General features: G+C 74.0%; 14 protein-coding genes. 10 read left to right on the forward strand and 4 right to left on the reverse strand.

Annotated elements, in window-relative coordinates; all coding sequences use genetic code 11:
* Window positions 1–18 precede the first annotated feature (18 nt).
* Window positions 19–1,233 carry an aminotransferase-like domain-containing protein gene (locus tag Bra3105_RS05635; RefSeq protein WP_228358945.1) on the forward strand — a complete coding sequence of 405 codons (1,215 nt, stop codon included), beginning with the start codon at window positions 19–21 and terminating at the stop codon, window positions 1,231–1,233.
* On the opposite strand, the gene Bra3105_RS05640 is transcribed toward Bra3105_RS05635, so the two are convergent.
* The 3 genes from Bra3105_RS05640 to Bra3105_RS05650 are packed head-to-tail and all read right to left on the reverse strand — an operon-like array spanning window position 1,214 to window position 4,997.
* Window positions 1,214–2,851 carry a hypothetical protein gene (locus Bra3105_RS05640; protein WP_228358946.1) on the reverse strand — a complete coding sequence of 546 codons (1,638 nt, stop codon included), beginning with the start codon at window positions 2,849–2,851 and terminating at the stop codon, window positions 1,214–1,216. The genes Bra3105_RS05635 and Bra3105_RS05640 overlap by 20 nt on opposite strands.
* On the reverse strand, window positions 2,851–3,585 hold the full coding sequence (locus Bra3105_RS05645) for an ABC transporter ATP-binding protein (protein WP_228358947.1): 735 nt from the start codon (window positions 3,583–3,585) through the stop codon (window positions 2,851–2,853). Before Bra3105_RS05645 ends, Bra3105_RS05640 begins: the two co-directional genes overlap by 1 nt.
* A 56-nt stretch (window positions 3,586–3,641) precedes the next feature.
* Window positions 3,642–4,997, reverse strand: a complete 1,356-nt coding sequence (locus tag Bra3105_RS05650) for an MFS transporter (RefSeq protein ID WP_228358948.1) — start codon at window positions 4,995–4,997, stop codon at window positions 3,642–3,644.
* 131 nt (window positions 4,998–5,128) lie between these two features.
* On the opposite strand from Bra3105_RS05650, the gene Bra3105_RS05655 reads away from it, so the two are divergent.
* Window positions 5,129–5,872: an NAD(P)H-binding protein gene (locus tag Bra3105_RS05655; protein ID WP_228358949.1), complete on the forward strand. Its 744-nt coding sequence runs from the start codon at window positions 5,129–5,131 to the stop codon at window positions 5,870–5,872.
* Between the two features lie 45 nt (window positions 5,873–5,917).
* Here the strand turns inward: Bra3105_RS05655 and Bra3105_RS05660 are convergent, their stop codons facing one another.
* Complete coding sequence (locus Bra3105_RS05660) at window positions 5,918–6,577, reverse strand: SRPBCC domain-containing protein (protein ID WP_200503191.1); 660 nt, start codon at window positions 6,575–6,577, stop codon at window positions 5,918–5,920.
* Window positions 6,578–6,858: 281 nt separating this feature from the next.
* Between Bra3105_RS05660 and Bra3105_RS05665 the strand changes: the two genes are divergently transcribed.
* From Bra3105_RS05665 to Bra3105_RS05700, 8 genes are all read left to right on the forward strand, one after another.
* Window positions 6,859–7,560 carry an HAD family hydrolase gene (locus Bra3105_RS05665; RefSeq protein WP_267062411.1) on the forward strand — a complete coding sequence of 234 codons (702 nt, stop codon included), beginning with the start codon at window positions 6,859–6,861 and terminating at the stop codon, window positions 7,558–7,560.
* Window positions 7,557–10,109, forward strand: a complete 2,553-nt coding sequence (locus tag Bra3105_RS05670) for a glycoside hydrolase family 65 protein (protein ID WP_228358951.1) — start codon at window positions 7,557–7,559, stop codon at window positions 10,107–10,109. The genes Bra3105_RS05665 and Bra3105_RS05670 overlap by 4 nt, the downstream gene beginning before the upstream one ends.
* Before the next feature lie 46 nt (window positions 10,110–10,155).
* Window positions 10,156–11,427 (forward strand): YhjD/YihY/BrkB family envelope integrity protein, encoded by a 1,272-nt coding sequence (locus Bra3105_RS05675; protein ID WP_228358952.1) that lies wholly within the window; start codon window positions 10,156–10,158, stop codon window positions 11,425–11,427.
* A complete protein-coding gene (gene def / locus Bra3105_RS05680; protein ID WP_228358953.1) occupies window positions 11,424–11,990 on the forward strand; it encodes a peptide deformylase in 567 nt (188 codons plus the stop codon). The genes Bra3105_RS05675 and def overlap by 4 nt, the downstream gene beginning before the upstream one ends.
* A 39-nt stretch (window positions 11,991–12,029) precedes the next feature.
* Complete coding sequence (locus Bra3105_RS05685) at window positions 12,030–12,467, forward strand: QcrA and Rieske domain-containing protein (RefSeq protein WP_228358954.1); 438 nt, start codon at window positions 12,030–12,032, stop codon at window positions 12,465–12,467.
* Window positions 12,468–12,472: 5 nt separating this feature from the next.
* The gene (trmB, locus tag Bra3105_RS05690; protein ID WP_228358955.1) at window positions 12,473–13,327 is read left to right on the forward strand and encodes a tRNA (guanosine(46)-N7)-methyltransferase TrmB; all 855 of its coding nucleotides are present in this window, start codon (window positions 12,473–12,475) and stop codon (window positions 13,325–13,327) included.
* Window positions 13,328–13,450: 123 nt separating this feature from the next.
* Window positions 13,451–14,491, forward strand: coding sequence for an LCP family protein (locus tag Bra3105_RS05695; RefSeq protein WP_200503198.1), 1,041 nt, complete (start codon window positions 13,451–13,453; stop codon window positions 14,489–14,491).
* A gap of 79 nt (window positions 14,492–14,570) precedes the next feature.
* Window positions 14,571–14,936, forward strand: a complete 366-nt coding sequence (locus tag Bra3105_RS05700) for a DUF4235 domain-containing protein (RefSeq protein WP_152352072.1) — start codon at window positions 14,571–14,573, stop codon at window positions 14,934–14,936.
* Window positions 14,937–15,057 lie beyond the last annotated feature (121 nt).

The following is a 15,057-nucleotide window of genomic DNA, read 5'->3' on the forward strand; positions in this document are numbered from 1 at the left end:
GCGTGCGAGCATGTCCCCATGTCCACGCAGATGAGCTCGGCCAGCACCCCTGATTTCGCCTTCCCCGTCGCCGCCCGCTACGCCGGCATGGCCAGCTCGCCGCTCAAGGACATCTTCTCCCTCGCCGCCCGGCCGGACGTCGTCTCCTTCGCCGGCGGCATCCCCGACCCCTCCCTGTTCGCCCTCGCGGACATCGCCGAGTGCTACGACTGGGTGCTGCGCGAGCAGGGCACGCGCGCCCTGCAGTACGGGGTGAGTGAGGGCGAGGCGGAGCTGCGCGAGCAGGCCGCGCGCCGGCTCTCGCGGGAGCTGCCCACCGACGCCTCGCAGATCCGCGTCACCTCGGGCTCGCAGGAAGGGCTGTTCGTCGCCGCGGAGGCGCTCATCGAGCCGGGCGACGTGGTGCTCGTCGAGTCCCCCACCTACCTCGCCGCGGTGCAGGCCTTCGCGGTGCACGGGGCGCGCATGGTGGGGGTGGAGACGGATGACGGCGGCGTGCTGCCCGACGCGCTGGACGCCGCGATCCGCGCGCACCACCCGCGCCTGGTCTACCTGATCCCCACCTTCCAGAACCCCACCGGGCGCTCGATGTCCGCCGAGCGCCGCGCACAGGTCGCGGACGTGCTGCGTCGCCACGACGTCCCGCTCATCGAGGACGACCCCTACGGCGAGCTGTCCTTCGACGGCGAGCGCTTCGCGCCGATCGCCTCCGAGCCCGGCATGTCCTCGCGCACCCTGCTCATGAAGTCGATGTCCAAGCTCATGAGCCCGGGGGTGCGCATCGGCTGGATCCGCGCGGAGGGCCCGATCCTGGACACCCTGGCCGTCGCGAAGGCCGCGATCTCCATGCAGTCCTCCGTGGTCGACCAGCTCACTGTCGCCCGCTACCTCGAGACCAAGGACCTCGACGCGCACGTCGCGACGGTCATCGAGGTCTACCGCGAGCGACGGGACGCGATGGCGCAGGCCCTCACGGGCAGGCTCCCCGAGGGCGCGCACGTCACGCGCCCCCAGGGCGGCATGTTCCTGTGGGCCGCGCTCGGCGAGGGCTGGGACGCGCAGGACCTGCTGGCCGACGCGGTCTCCGCGGGCGTCGCGTACCTGCCCGGCTGGTCGTTCTTCGCGGAGGACGCGGACCGCTCGACGATGCGCCTGAGCTTCGTCACCCACTCCCCCGAGGTGATCGCGGACGGCGTGGGCCGCCTGGGAGAGGTCATCGCCCGCCGCGGCTGAGCTCCTGGACACGTCGGCGCGCATCGCTCGCCAGCAGCACTCCGGCGACCGCCCAGAGCCCGATCCCCCACGTCCACGATGCCCCGAGGGCGAGGAACAGCAGACCCGCGGCGAGCAGCGCGAACAGGATCGCGTCGGCCTGCCAGGCGACGAGCGGCAGGATCGAGGCGTCGCCCTGCGGGGTCGGGATGGGCGTGGCGAGCGCGAGGGGCATCGGCCCCTTGGCGGCATCGCGCGCCCGTCCGATGATCATCAGCGGCACGAGCGCCGGGGCGAGCACGACGGCGAGCGCGCCGACGGCGCCCGGGTCCGGGCCGAGGCCCGGGCCTGCACCCGGAAGCACGAGCACCCCGAGGCCGGAGCCGAGCACGCTGAGCAGACCCATCACGAGCAGGGGCGCGAGGGAGTGCAGGAGGACCTGGACGCCCACGCCCTGCGCGAGCAGGCGCGGCGCGCCGAGCGACTCGACGCCGTGGCGCAGACCGTCCACGAACACGCCGCTCGCGCTCCACAGCAGGAGCGCCCCGAGCACGAGCGCCGCGAACCCGAGCGGTCCCATCAGCAGCCGGGCGGCCACCAGGAGGACGCTCGCGGCGAGGACGCCGAGCACGCCGAGGACGAGCCGCTCCGGGGTGCGCGCGAGCGCCACCAGATCGCGCCGCAGGTAGAGGCCGACGAGTCCCGCGCTCCGCGCACCCCTTCGCACGGCCGGCAGGCGTCGGCCCACAGAGGGCCTCACCCGGTAGGTGCCGGCGGCGGCGGAGAGGTCGCCGCTGCGCGCGCTCGTGAGCGCCGACTCCCAGCGCGCGGCCTGCTCGAGCAGCACCGTGCCGCGCACGCGGTCGAGCGCGGGAACGCACAGGATCCCGACGAGGACCCCGAGGACGAGGACCGCCAGCGCCGCGGTCCACGGGACGCCCGCGTCCGCTCCCCCGACGGGATACGCGAGGGCGAGCAGGCGCCGGCCCGCGGCGCCTCCGCGCACCGTCCCGAGCACCGCGCCGGCGGCCCCGAGGGCGAGCACGAGCGCGAGGATGCGCCGCCCGACCCCGGGCAGGACCTGGCCCGCGAGCCATGCGCCCTCGAGGAGCGCCGCCGCGCCGAGGCCCGCGATCCCCAGGGCGACGGCCCCGGCGGGGCTCGTCGTCCCTCCGAGCACGAGCACCCAGCCGATCACGCCGGCGAGCGCGAGCAGTCCTGCCGCGAGCGCGGCGCCCGTACGTGCGAAGGGCCGCACCAGGGCGGTGCGCCGCGGGCGGTGCGAGGAGGCGAGGGTGACCACGAAGAAGGGCGGCAGCACCGCCGGTCCGCGGCTCGCCCCGAGCAGGACGAGCAGTCCCGCCGCGAGGAGGAGCCCGGCGGTCACGAGACCTCCCGCCGCGGGGGCGGAGATCACCGGGAGGACGTCGGGCCGGGCGAGCAGCAGGCCGAGCTCGCGCAGCAGCGGCACGGCGATCACGAGGATCGTGATGACGACCAGGTACAGGAGATAGGCGAGATCGAGGGCGCCGCGGGCGTTCGCGCGGGCGGCCCAGACCCGTGCGACGGCGTCCTTCGCGGCGCGGTCCTGGACGGCGAGGTCCTGCGCGGCCGGATCCTGCGCGGCCGGGTCGGCCATCAGCGGGCCCCGTCCGCGTCGTCGCCGAGGCCGGTGCCGTCGCCCTCCGCGTCCCCTGTGGCCCCCGGGTCCCCCGGGTCCCCCGTGAGCTCCACGGTCTTCGTGGCGAGGGCCTCCGCGAGGCGGGGGCTGTGGGTCGCGACGACGATCGCGGCACCGTCCTCGGCGCGCCGTGCGAGCGCGTCGATGACGCGTTCCAGGCGGTCGGGGTCCAGGCGCTGCTCGGGCTCGTCGAGGGCGAGCACCCGGGAGGGTCGGGCGAGGGTGAGGGCGATCGCGACGAGCTGGGACTGGCCGCTCGAGAGCTCGTGCGGGTACCGACGGGCGAGCGCGGAGATGCCGAGCTCCTCGAGCAGGGCGTCGGAGGCCTCGGCGGCGGCGCGGGGTCCGCTGCCCCAGGTGGCGGCGACGAAGCGCAGGTGCTCGTCGATGGTGAGGTCGCGCGCGGTCATGGGAGGGCCGATGAGGGCGGCGAGGGCGCGGCGGAACTCGCGGTCGCGGTCGTCGGGAGCCCTGCCCGCGATGCGCACCCTCCCCGTGGTCGGCGCGAGCAGCCCGGCGAGCACGCGCAGCAGCGTGGTCTTGCCCGCGCCGTTGGCGCCGCGCAGGGCGAGCACGCCGCCGGCGTCGACGGACCCGGTGGCATCGTCGAGCATGAGCACGTCGTCCTGGAGAACGGCCACGTCCGCGAAGAGCACGAGCGGGGACGGAGAGGTGCTCGGGGTGCGCGGCATGCTCCGATGGAACCCCATGGGGGCCGCCCCGCGCATCCGACGATCGTCGTCCGCGCTCACCCTCGTCGCGGCTCGGGGGCGGGCGTGTGCCGCGGCAGCACGCGGGCGAGCCAGGCCCCGCCGCCGAGGCAGAGGACGCCGCTCGCGATCGCCGCGGCGGCCACCGGCGCCACCAGGGTGATCACGGTGACCAGCAGCGGGGCGGTCAGCCGGCCCACCCCGATCATCGTGTTCCACCAGGCCAGGTACGTGGTGCGTCCGTGCACCGGGGAGACGTCGATGCCGAGCGTCATCACGATGCCCGAGCCCAGGCCGTTGCCCAGCGAGATGAGCAGGCTCGGGATCAGCAGGGCGAGCACGGCGACCGTGCCGCCGGTCGTGCCCGCGCGCAGGGCGAGCACCCCCATGAGCACGAAGCCGACGCCCATGATGAGGGAGCACGGCACGGCCACGGCGGCGCGGCCGAAGCGGTCCATGAGCACGCCGGCCGGCACCACGAGCGCGATGTCGAGGACGGCGGAGACGCCGAAGATGATCGAGATCGTGGTGGCGTCGACCCCGAGGACGGCGCCGAGCAGCGGGACGATCGTCGGCCGGTTCACGCGCGCCATCATCAGCGGGGTGATGCCCAGGCCGACGACGAGCATGCGGGCGAGCACCCCGCGGGTAAGGCGCGAGCGGGCGGCGCTGCGCCGGGGCGCATCCGGTCGGGAAGGAGCACCGCGGGAGCGCCCGTCGGCCGTTTCCGCGCGCGCCCGCGGCGCCCGTCGGCCCTCCCCCGGCACCATGAACACCGCGACCATGATCGTCGCCGCCCCGCTGAGCACGGCGAACAGGGCGAAGACCCAGCTCTCGTGGCCCAGCGCCGTCACGCCCGCGCCGAGCAGCGGTCCGACGACCTGGCCGATGCGCATCATGCCGCCGAACAGGGTCATCCCCCGTGCGCGGACCGCCGCGGGCAGCGCCCCGCCGAGGTAGGACTGGCGCCCCAGCGCCCACACCTGGGAGCTCGTGGCCATCACCACGAGCAGCACGACGAGCATGACGCGATGGACGAGGGTCGGCCCCTCGGCGAGTCCGCGGCCGATGACCACGAGCGCCACGAGGTTGGTGATCACGAGCACCACGCCGGTGCCCACGAGCGCCCGCTGCGCGCCCACCCGGTCCATGAGGCGACCAGCGGGGATGGGGCCGAGGACCGCGGCGATCCCGAAGACGAGGGTGATCGCGGCCGTCATCGGCACGGAGAAGCCGAGCGCGAGCGCGAGCAGCGGGATCACGGGGAGCAGCGCGTTGCTGCCGGAGGCCTCGATGAGTGTGGGTGCGTACACCGGGCCGACGAGGGAGCGGATCACGCTGCGGGCGTCTGCTCCTCCGAGCCTCTCGGGGGCGGAGGAGGGGCGCGATGTCACGCCCCTACTCTCCCATCGGATCGTTCGCCAGGGCAAAGACCGTCCAGCCGCGCGGGACGGACCAGGGCCGACGGAGCCGGGAGGGAGCGGCCGTGGGTGCCCGGGTGCAGCCTCCGGGATACCGTGGCCCCATGAGCAGCGCGCGCCCCGACCCGACATCTGCCCACCCTCGGATCGCGGTGTTCGGGGCCGACGGGCTGCTCGGCGAGGCCGTCGCCCGCGATGCGCTGCTGCGCTCGCTCGAGGTGGTCAGCGCCGCCGAGGACCCCACCCGTCTCGCGCGCATCTCCCCCGCCCAGATGCTCGTGCGCATCGACCCGGGCGATCCCGTCGGCCTGCTCGACGCGCTCGAGGGCGCCGACGCCGTCGTCCTCGCCCTCGACCCCGACGCCGCCGCGGCGGGCGACTCCGGGGCCGCGGGCCCCGGCGCGGACGACGTCGACCTGGTGATGAGCGTGATCCGCGGGATGCGCCGACGCCGCGTCCCCCGGCTCGTCGCCTCGTCCTCGCTCGCCCTGCACGGTGACCCTGCGGCCCCGCGGGTGGACCGCTCGCTGCGCCGTGTGCTCGGGGAGATCGGTCGCGAGCTGCGCGGAGCCGCGGACCCGGCGGCGCGCGCCCGCGATCTGCGCCGCTGCGAGATGCTCGTGGCGGGCAGCGGGCTGGACTGGACGCTGCTGCGCGCGGGACGGCTCACCGACCTGCTGGGCACGCGCTCGCCCCGCCTGGTGCGGGCCGACGGCGCGGCGGCCGATCCTCAGGATCCGCGCACCCGCGCGATCCCGCGCGAGGACCTCGCACGGGCGCTCGTGGACCAGGCGCTCGTCGCGGGCGATCCGCGCGCCCGGGTGCGGGCGGTCGCGGTCGACTCCTGAGCAGGACGCCCCGGGCCAGGCGGCTCCGGCTGTGACCGGGGCGGCTCAGACGGCGGCGGGGCTCGCCCCGCCGTAGGCGGCGGTGGTCGCGATCTCTCCCTGGCGGGCCTGGTCGGGATCGGTGCCCGCCGCGGCCGAGGCGGCGGCCCAGCGGATCGACCAGGCGCGCACGAACCCGCGGCCCTCGTCGCCCGCGAGCCACTGCGGGGTGGGAAGCGGCACGGCGCGGCCGCACATGTCCTCCCAGCCGCGGCTGAAGGCCGCGAGGCCGAGCAGGGCGAGGTCCCAGCCGACGGCGAGCGCCCCGGGCCCGAACTGCGCGAAGACGCCGGGATCCATGGCGGTGGTGTGCACGAGCTCGAGGGCGGTCGAGCCGTCGTCCACGGGGTCCAGCCGCAGCAGCAGGTCGTCCTGGCGGCCCTCGTACTCCCAGGTGAGATGGAGGGCATGGGGCGCCTCGACCTCGAGCACGCGGCCGCCCGCGGCGGGCGCGCGGAAGCTGCCGCCCTCGCGGAGGTCCCCGGTGACGGGGCCGTACCACTGCACGAGCTGCGCGGGATCGGTGAGCAGGGGCCAGAGCCGCACGGGCGCCGGTGCGAGATTCGTCGAGAGGGTGGAGGTGACGCCGATCGCGTCCTCGCCGGGGACGATGTCGAGGGTCCTTCGGACCGCGTCGACGAGAGGGGCTGCCGCAGAAGCGGTCATCCGGGCTCCTTGCAAGGGAGAGGCTCGAGAGGTGGGGCGCTGCCGTGACGCAGGCGCCCAGATCGTACGTCGGACGCACGGCGACCCGCCAGGGCCCGACGCACGATGTGCACGGGGCGCCGCGCGCAGGTCACATCCTCGACATGCGGCGCCCGTCCACGGTCGGCGGCGCGCGTGGACCTAGCATGGAGCGCGTGCATCCGAGCCCTACGCCCCAGAGCCCGCCGCCCGCCTCCTCGCATGGCCGCTCCCCGCAGAGCCTCCCCGTCCATCTCTTCGATCTGGACGGCGTCATCACGCCCACGGCCGAGATCCACATGGCCGCGTGGGCCGAGATGTTCTCCGAGTTCCTCGCCTCGCGCGGCGTCGCCGCCCCGTACACCGACGCGGACTACTTCGCGCACGTCGACGGCCGCCCGCGCTACGACGGGGTGCGCGAGATGCTCGCCTCGCGGGGGATCACCCTGCCCGAGGGCGAGTCCGACGACCCGTCCGACCAGGCCGAGGGCGAGGAGACCGTCCGGGGCCTGGGCAACCACAAGAACGCCCGCGTGCTGGAGCTGATCCGCCGCGACGGCGTCGCCCCCTACCCCGGCTCCGTCGCCTATCTCGACGCGCTGCCCGCCGCCGCGCGCCTCGCGGTGGTCTCCAGCTCGCGCAACGCCGAGGAGGTGCTCCGCGGCGCCGGCCTGCGCGAGCGCTTCGAGATCGTGGTCGACGGGAACGTCGCCGAGCAGGAGGACCTGCCGGGCAAGCCCGCTCCGGACACCTTCGTCCACGCCGCGCGCCTGCTGGGGGCCGAGCCGCAGAGCGCCGTCGTCTACGAGGACGCCGTCTCCGGCGTGCGCGCGGGCTCCGCGGGCGGCTTCGGAGCTGTCGTCGGCGTGGACCGCGGCGCGGGCCGAGAGGCCCTCGCCTCCGCCGGGGCCGACCTCGTGGTCGAGGACCTGGACCGACTCATCCCCAGCGAGGAGCGCGCATGAACCCCCGCGACGTGGTCACCGGCGACCCCGTGGACCGCCAGCACCTGCCCGTGGACGAGTGGCGGCTCGTGGAGTCGCGACCCGGAGGGGACCTCGGCCAGCTCGAGACGCTCTTCACGGTCGCCAACGGCTACCTGGGCATGCGCGGCACCCCCGAGGAGGGGCGGCCGGTCCACGCCCACGGCACCTTCATCAACGGCTTCCACGAGACCTGGCAGATCAACCACGCCGAGTCCGCCTTCGGCTTCGCCCGCACCGGCCAGACCATCGTCAACGTGCCGGACTCGACCGTCATGAAGCTCTACGTGGACGACGAGCCGCTGCTCGTGGACACCGCGGAGCTCGAGACCTACGAGCGGACGATCGACTTCCGCGAGGGCGTCCTGCGCCGCGACCTGATCTGGCGCACGCCCGCGGGCAAGCGCATCCGCGTGCGCACGAGCCGCATGATCTCGTTCACCCATCGCCATCTCGCGCAGATGACGATGGAGCTGGAGATGCTCGACGGCAGCGCGCCGGTCGCCGTCTCCTCGCAGATCATCAACCGCCAGGACGGCAGCGACGACTTCGGGGTCCACGGCCGCACCGCGCAGAAGGACGACCCGCGCCGGACCACGAGCTTCGACCACCGCGTGCTGATCCCCCACCAGGACTGGCACAGCGAGCGCCGGATGCTGCTGGGCTACCGCACCGCGGACTCCGACATGTCGCTCGCGATCGGCGCGGACCACAGCGTGCACTCGGACCTCGAGGTCGAGCAGCTGGTCTCCACCGAGCCGGACCAGGGCAAGCACGTCTTCCGCACGCAGATGGTCCCGGGCTCCACCCTGCGCATCACCAAGGCCGTCTCCTACCACTCCTCGGCGTTCCTGCCGGTGCGCGAGCTGTTCGACCGCTGCCGGCGCACCCTGGACAGGGTGCGGCAGGACGGCCTCGCGCACTTCGAGGCCGAGCAGCGCTCGTTCCTCGAGGACTTCTGGGGCCGCACCGACGTGCGCATCCCCGGCCATCCCGTCGAGCAGCAGGCCGTGCGCTGGTGCCTGTTCCAGCTCGCCCAGGCCACGGCCCGGGCCGACGGGCTGGGCGTGGGCGCGAAGGGCGTGACCGGCTCCGGCTACGAGGGCCACTACTTCTGGGACACCGACGTGTACGTCGTGCCGTTCCTGACCTTCACCTCGCCGCGCTGGGCGCGCAACGCGCTGCGCTTCCGCGTGGACCTGCTGGACAAGGCCCGCGAGCGGGCGCGCGAGCTCAACCAGCGCGGCGCCCTGTTCCCCTGGCGCACGATCAACGGCGACGAGGCCTCCGCGTACTACGCGGCGGGCACCGCGCAGTACCACATCGACGCGGACGTGGCCCATTCCCTCGCCCAGTACGCGGACGTCACCGGCGACCTCGAGTTCTACGACCGCGAGGGCATCGAGGTGCTCGCGGAGACCGCTCGCATGTGGGCGGATCTGGGCTTCTGGCGCAGCCACGGCGACGACCGCCACGAGTTCCACATCCACGGGGTGACCGGCCCGGACGAGTACACGACCGTGGTGAACAACAACATGTTCACCAACGTGATGGCGCGCTTCAACCTGCGCCGCGCGGCCGAGGCCGTGCGTTCGCTGCGCGAGCGCAACCCCGTCGAGTACGAGCACCTGGCCGCGAAGATCGACCTCGACGAGGCCGAGCCCGCCCAGTGGGAGGCGTGCGCCGAGGGCATGCACGTCGGCCGCGACGAGGCCTTCGGCATCCACCCGCAGGACGACTCCTTCCTCGACAAGGAGGTCTGGGACCTCCCGGCCACACCGCCGGAGGCGCTGCCGCTGCTGCTGCACTTCCACCCGCTGGTGATCTACCGCTTCCAGGTGCTCAAGCAGGCCGATGTGGTGCTCGCACTGTTCCTGCGCGGCAGCGAGTTCACCCTCGAGGAGAAGCGCGCGGACTTCGAGTACTACGACCCGATCACCACGGGCGACTCGAGCCTGTCCTCGGTCGTGCAGTCGATCGTCGCCTCGGAGGTGGGCCACCACCGCGCGGCCCTCGACTACTTCCACGCGGGACTGTTCGCGGATCTCGCGAACCTGCACGGCAACACGGCCGACGGCGTCCACATCGCCTCCGCGGGCGGCGTCTGGAACGCGCTCGTGCACGGCTTCGGCGGCATGCGCCAGGACGACGGCGCCATCAGCTTCGACCCGCGCCTGCCCGTCTCCTGGCCCGAGCTCGTCTTCCCGCTCACCGTGCGCGGGTCGCGCATCAGCACCCGCGTGACCCAGGAGCGCATCGAGTTCACCCTCGAGGACGGCCCCGAGCTCGAGGTCTCCGTGCGCGGGCAGAGCGTGCGGATCACGGCCGAGGGCGCGGGCGTCGACCTCGCGGACCAGGGCCCGCGGCTGGACGACACCGATCTGAGCGAGCCCGTGGGACTCGGGGACCGGCGGGCCGACGGCTCGATCCTCACCTCCTCGGTCCCCGCGGACCCGGACTCCCCGTGGGAGTTCCCCGTGGTCACCGAGGATCCGGACGGCCGCCACGAGGAGCAGGGGGCGCGGGCATGAGCTCTCCCGCGCGGGCCCGGGGCGCGCGCCCCGTCGGCCCGCGGCGGTGAGGCGCGGGGCGCGCCGGGAGGTCACGATCGACCGGCCGCGGCTGAGCATCTGGCACGTGCTGGACCGCGTGCGCATCCGCCTGATCGACATCCAGGTCTGGGACGTCGCCGGGACCATGACCTTCTACATGCTGCTCTCGGTGCTGCCGGCGGCGATCGCGATGATCTCCATGGTCTCCATGCTGGGCATCCAGGAGCGCACGGTCGACACCCTCGGCGACCTGGTCACCGAGGTGTTCCCGAGCGTCGATCCGAACCCCTACGAGCGCGCCCTGCTGGCGCTGTCCACGACGCGCGGCGGCGTGCTGGGACTGATCCTGGGCACGCTGGGCGCGCTGCTCTCGGCCTCCAACGGGATGGCCGCCTTCCATCGCGCCCTCCACCACGTCTACGACACCCGCGAGGGCCGGCCGTTCCTGTGGTTCCGCACGATCGTGTTCGGCGAGACCGTCCTGGCCGTGGTGATGGTGCTGATGATCGCGGGCGTGGTCACCGTGGGCGGCGAGGCCACCCAGCGCGTCGGCGAGTTCGTGGGCATCCCGCGCATCGCCTTCGACGTCTGGAACGTCGTGAAGTGGCCGATCCTGCTGGCGATCCTCATCGTCGCGATCTCGCTGGCCTACTACCTGTTCCCCAACGTGAAGCTCCCGCGGTACCGGGTGATGACGGTCGGCTCAACCCTCGCGGTGCTGCTCCTGTTCGGCGCCGCCCAGCTGCTGGGACGGCTCACCGGGGAGCTCACCCGGATCTCCGACCTGCTGCCCGCGCTGAACGGCGCGATCGGGATCCTGCTGCTGCTGTGGCTGGCGAACATCGTGATCGTCGCCGGCGCCGCCCTGGACGCCGAGCTGCTGCGCGCCCGCCAGATCGCCTCCGGGCTGCCGGCCTGGCACCATCTGGCGCTGGAGACCCACGCCTCCCACTCCCTCGAGTTCCTCGCCGGGGTCGCGGACCGCAACGAGGAGGTGGGACGGCAGGTCAGCGAGTCCGCGAACAGCGGGGAGCCGCTGCACGCGCCCCGCAGCATCGCGATCGTGGACGCCCGCAGCCCCTTCGCGATCAACCCTCCCCGCCGCAGCGCCGTGCACACGGGGCCCGAGCAGCCCGTGCCCGTGATCGCGCGCCCGGCGGCACTCGCGCCGACGCCCGCCGAGCACACGCCGACGCGCCCGAGCGCACCGTCCGCATCCGACGGCGCATCCACGACCGCACCCGCACCCGCATCCGAGCCCGCTTCCCCCGCCGATCCCCCAGGAGACCGTCCGTGACCGTCCGCCCCATCACGATCCTCGGCCATCGCGCCCTCGAGCGACCCACCCGTCGGGTCCGCGAGGTCACCGAGGACATCCGCACCCTGGTCGCCGACATGTTCGAGACCAACGACGCGGCCGACGGCGCGGGACTCGCCGCGACCCAGGTCGGGGCGCGGTGGCGGATCTTCGTCTACTCGTGCGAGGACGGCGCGGGCGTCGAGCGCCGCGGCGTGGTCATCAACCCGCGCCTCGAGCGCTTCGGGAAGCTGGTGCTGGACGAGGAGTCCATCGAGGGCTGCCTGTCCGTCCCCGGACTGGGCTGGCCGACGACCCGCTTCACGGGCGCCCGCGTCACCGGCATCGACCTCGAGGGCGAGCCCGTGGAGGTGAGCGACGAGGGCGGCGTCCTCGCCCGCTGCCTCCAGCACGAGACCGATCACCTCGACGGCACGCTCTACCTCGACCGGCTCTCCCCCGCCGCTCGCCGGGAGGCGCTCGACGCCGTCACGGCGCGCGGCTGGCGCGCCCGCGGCCTGCTGACGTGGGATCCGCGACAGCTCGCGGCCGACGAGGTCTGATCCCCGCCGGGCACCGGTCCGCTGAGTATCCTGGCGGGCATGGATCGCCGCCCCTGCCTCTCCCGCCGCCGCGCCCTGGGCGCGCTCGCCCTCGGCACCTCCGCCACGGCCGGTCTCGCCGCGTGCGGGCCGGACGATGAGGGCTTCGGCAACGCGGACCCCGTGCAGGCCTCCGACGATGCGGTCGCGCTCTCCGAGATCCCCGAGAACGCGACGACGCTCGTGAACTTCGGGGGCCAGGAGCCCTACGTCGCGATCGTGCGCGGCTCGGGCGGCGACGTCACGGCTCTGTCCGGCTACTGCACCCACCAGGGCTGCGCACTGGCCGTCGGCCACGACGGCGCCGAGCTCGATTGCCCCTGCCACGGGTCGCGCTTCGACGCGTCCTCCGGCGACGTGCTGCGCGGGCCCGCCGCCGATCCGCTGCCGGAGGTCACCGTCGAGGTCGACGGCGACTCCCTCAAGCGCGTCCGCTGAGCGCGATGGTGCCCGAGAACCCGCCGTCCGAGCGTCCGCGCCGCGACGTCGTCTCCTTCGTGCGCCGCGGGACGCGGCTCTCCCGCAGCCGGCAGGAGGCCTGGGACCGGCTCGCCGGCGACTTCGTGCTGGACGTGCCCCGCGGCGAGCGCGACACGGTCCCCGACCCCGGTGCGCGCCTCGATCCCCGCGAGGTCTTCGGCCGCGAGCCCGCCGGGGCCGCCCCGCTCGTCGTCGAGATCGGCAGCGGCCAGGGCGAGAACATCGCCGCGGCGGCCGCCTCGCACCCCGAGCGCGACCACCTGGCGTTCGAGGTCTACCTGCCCGGTATCGCGCAGTCCCTGGACCGCATCGAGCGCGCGGGCTCGCCGAGCAACGTGCGCCTCGTCGCGCTCGACGCGCTGCACTCCCTGCCCACGCTGCTGCCCGCCGGGTCGATCCGGGAGCTCTGGATCTTCTTCCCCGATCCCTGGCACAAGTCCCGTCACCACAAGCGGCGCCTGGTGAACCCTCCCCTGCTGGACGCCGTGCTGCCTCTGATGGCCGAGGGCGGCGTGCTGCGCCTGGCCACGGACTGGGCCGAGTACGCCGCGCACATGCGGACGGTCCTGGACGCGGACCCGCGCCTGGAGTCCCTGCACCCGGGCGGTCCGCGGCCCGCCGGCGAACCCAGCGACCCCGTGCCCGAGGAGACTCCGGACCGCGGCTGGGCACCGCGGTTCGAGGGCCGCGTGCGCACGAGCTTCGAGCGCAAGGCGCTCGACGCGGGCCGCCTGGTCTGGGATCTCGCCTACGGGGTCCGCGGATCGCGCCCTGAGCCGGGCTACTCTGACCCGGAAGCGCCCGCGTCGGGCGCCTGAGTCCGCACCGCGGACGCAGGACCGACCCCGTCGGCCCTCCCCGCATCCTTCGCCCCGCGCGCGCAGCGCGGGCCCGATCCCGCTCCCCCGCCGCCCGTCGGCCCGACCCCGGAGGACCTCCCCATGAGCGAGCCCGATATCGACCTGCCCGGCGACTGGGAGCAGGACGGCGACACGCGCCCGCCCCGACGCCGCAGGCGACGCGCGCTGCTGATCATCCTGCTGATCCTGGTGGTGCTGATCGCCGCGGTCGGCATCATCGCGGGCCGCTACCTCGCCTCGCTCAACGGCTCCTACGAGAAGCGCACCACGGTGAGCATCGACCGCGGGGCGTCCGACGGCGACCGGCCGGAGGACGCCGGCGGGGAGAACATCCTGCTGCTGGGCTCGGACAAGCGCAATGCGGAGGACGCCGCCGCCGAGCACGTCTCGGGGCAGCGCTCGGACGTGATGATGCTCGTGCACATCCCCGAGGACCACAGCGGCGCCTACGTCATGTCGTTCCCGCGCGACCTGTACGTGGACATCCCCGGACACGGCAAGGACCGCATCAACGCGGCGCTCGCCTTCGGCGGGGTGCCGCTCGCGGTGAGCACCGTCGAGGACTTCACGGGCACCCGCATCGACCATGCCGCCCTCATCGACTTCGAGGGCATCCAGGGTCTCGTCGACGCACTCGGCGGGGTCGACGTGCAGGTCAGCCAGGACTTCACAGCCGACGGCACCACCTTCACCAAGGGCTCGATGCACATGGACGGCGCGACCGCCCTGACCTTCGTGCGCCAGCGCAAGGCGTTCGCCGACGGCGACTTCCAGCGCAACCGCAACCAGCAGGCGCTGCTGCAGGGGATCGTCTCCGAGCTGCTGAGCCGGGACACGCTGTCGAGCCCCTCGAGGATCTCCGAGACCGTGAAGGTGATCTCCCCGTACCTCACCACGGACGACGACCTCACCGGCAGCGCCCTGGTGAGCCTGGGGCTCTCCATGCGCGGCATCCGCGGCGACGACATCCACTACCTGGGCGTCCCCCACGGCGATCCGTACACCACCTCGGGCGGCGCGAGCGTCGTGGCCACCGAGGACGAGGACACCAAGGCCCTGCGCACCGCCCTGAAGGACGACACCATGGACGAGTACTTCGCCGCGCACGAGGGCGAGTACTAAGAGCGGGCCGAGCACCGAGGTCGCGCAGGTACCATCGGACCGTCCCCGACACCGACCCCACACCGAGCAGGAGGCTCACGTGCCCAACCCATTGGTGAAGATCGCGATGACCGGTGCCTCGATCGCCGCTGGCATCGTCGGCCAGAAGGTGATCACCGCGGTGTGGAACGCCGTCGTCGACGACGACGCCCCCACGAACAAGAACATCAAGCGCTCCGCCAAGGAGACGAAGGCCGCCCGCAAGGAGGCCAAGAAGTCCGGTGCCTCCAAGCAGGAGGTCAAGGCCATCACGGACCCTGAGAACGAGCGTCCCGCCTGGCAGATCATCGTGTGGACCCTGCTCACGGGAGTGGTCCTGCAGGCGATCCGTCAGGCCGCCCGCAACGGCACCGAGGTGGGGGCGCGCAAGATCACCGAGCGCCGCCCGCGCGCGAATCGCGGCTGATCTCCTCCGCGGCACCTGCCGCAGCGGCCCGAGCAGCCGCGGCCCGAGCAGCCGCGGCCCGAGCCGCTGCGACATGCAGAACGGGGCCCCGACCGATCCGGTCGGGGCCCCGTTCTGCATG

This window comes from Brachybacterium halotolerans subsp. kimchii, from assembly GCF_020792675.1.
Lineage (GTDB): Bacteria > Actinomycetota > Actinomycetes > Actinomycetales > Dermabacteraceae > Brachybacterium > Brachybacterium halotolerans.

What these genes read in the sequence shown, in the direction of transcription:
- Bra3105_RS05640 (WP_228358946.1), bottom strand. Translation starts at nt 2,851, where the DNA reads ATGGCCGACCCGGCCGCGCAGGATCCGGCCGCGCAGGACCTCGCCGTC.
- Bra3105_RS05635 (WP_228358945.1), top strand. Translation starts at nt 19, where the DNA reads ATGTCCACGCAGATGAGCTCGGCCAGCACCCCTGATTTCGCCTTCCCC.
- Bra3105_RS05695 (WP_200503198.1), top strand. Translation starts at nt 13,451, where the DNA reads ATGAGCGAGCCCGATATCGACCTGCCCGGCGACTGGGAGCAGGACGGC.
- Bra3105_RS05655 (WP_228358949.1), top strand. Translation starts at nt 5,129, where the DNA reads ATGAGCAGCGCGCGCCCCGACCCGACATCTGCCCACCCTCGGATCGCG.
- trmB (WP_228358955.1), top strand. Translation starts at nt 12,473, where the DNA reads ATGGTGCCCGAGAACCCGCCGTCCGAGCGTCCGCGCCGCGACGTCGTC.
- Bra3105_RS05685 (WP_228358954.1), top strand. Translation starts at nt 12,030, where the DNA reads ATGGATCGCCGCCCCTGCCTCTCCCGCCGCCGCGCCCTGGGCGCGCTC.
- Bra3105_RS05645 (WP_228358947.1), bottom strand. Translation starts at nt 3,585, where the DNA reads ATGCCGCGCACCCCGAGCACCTCTCCGTCCCCGCTCGTGCTCTTCGCG.
- Bra3105_RS05670 (WP_228358951.1), top strand. Translation starts at nt 7,557, where the DNA reads ATGAACCCCCGCGACGTGGTCACCGGCGACCCCGTGGACCGCCAGCAC.
- Bra3105_RS05660 (WP_200503191.1), bottom strand. Translation starts at nt 6,577, where the DNA reads ATGACCGCTTCTGCGGCAGCCCCTCTCGTCGACGCGGTCCGAAGGACC.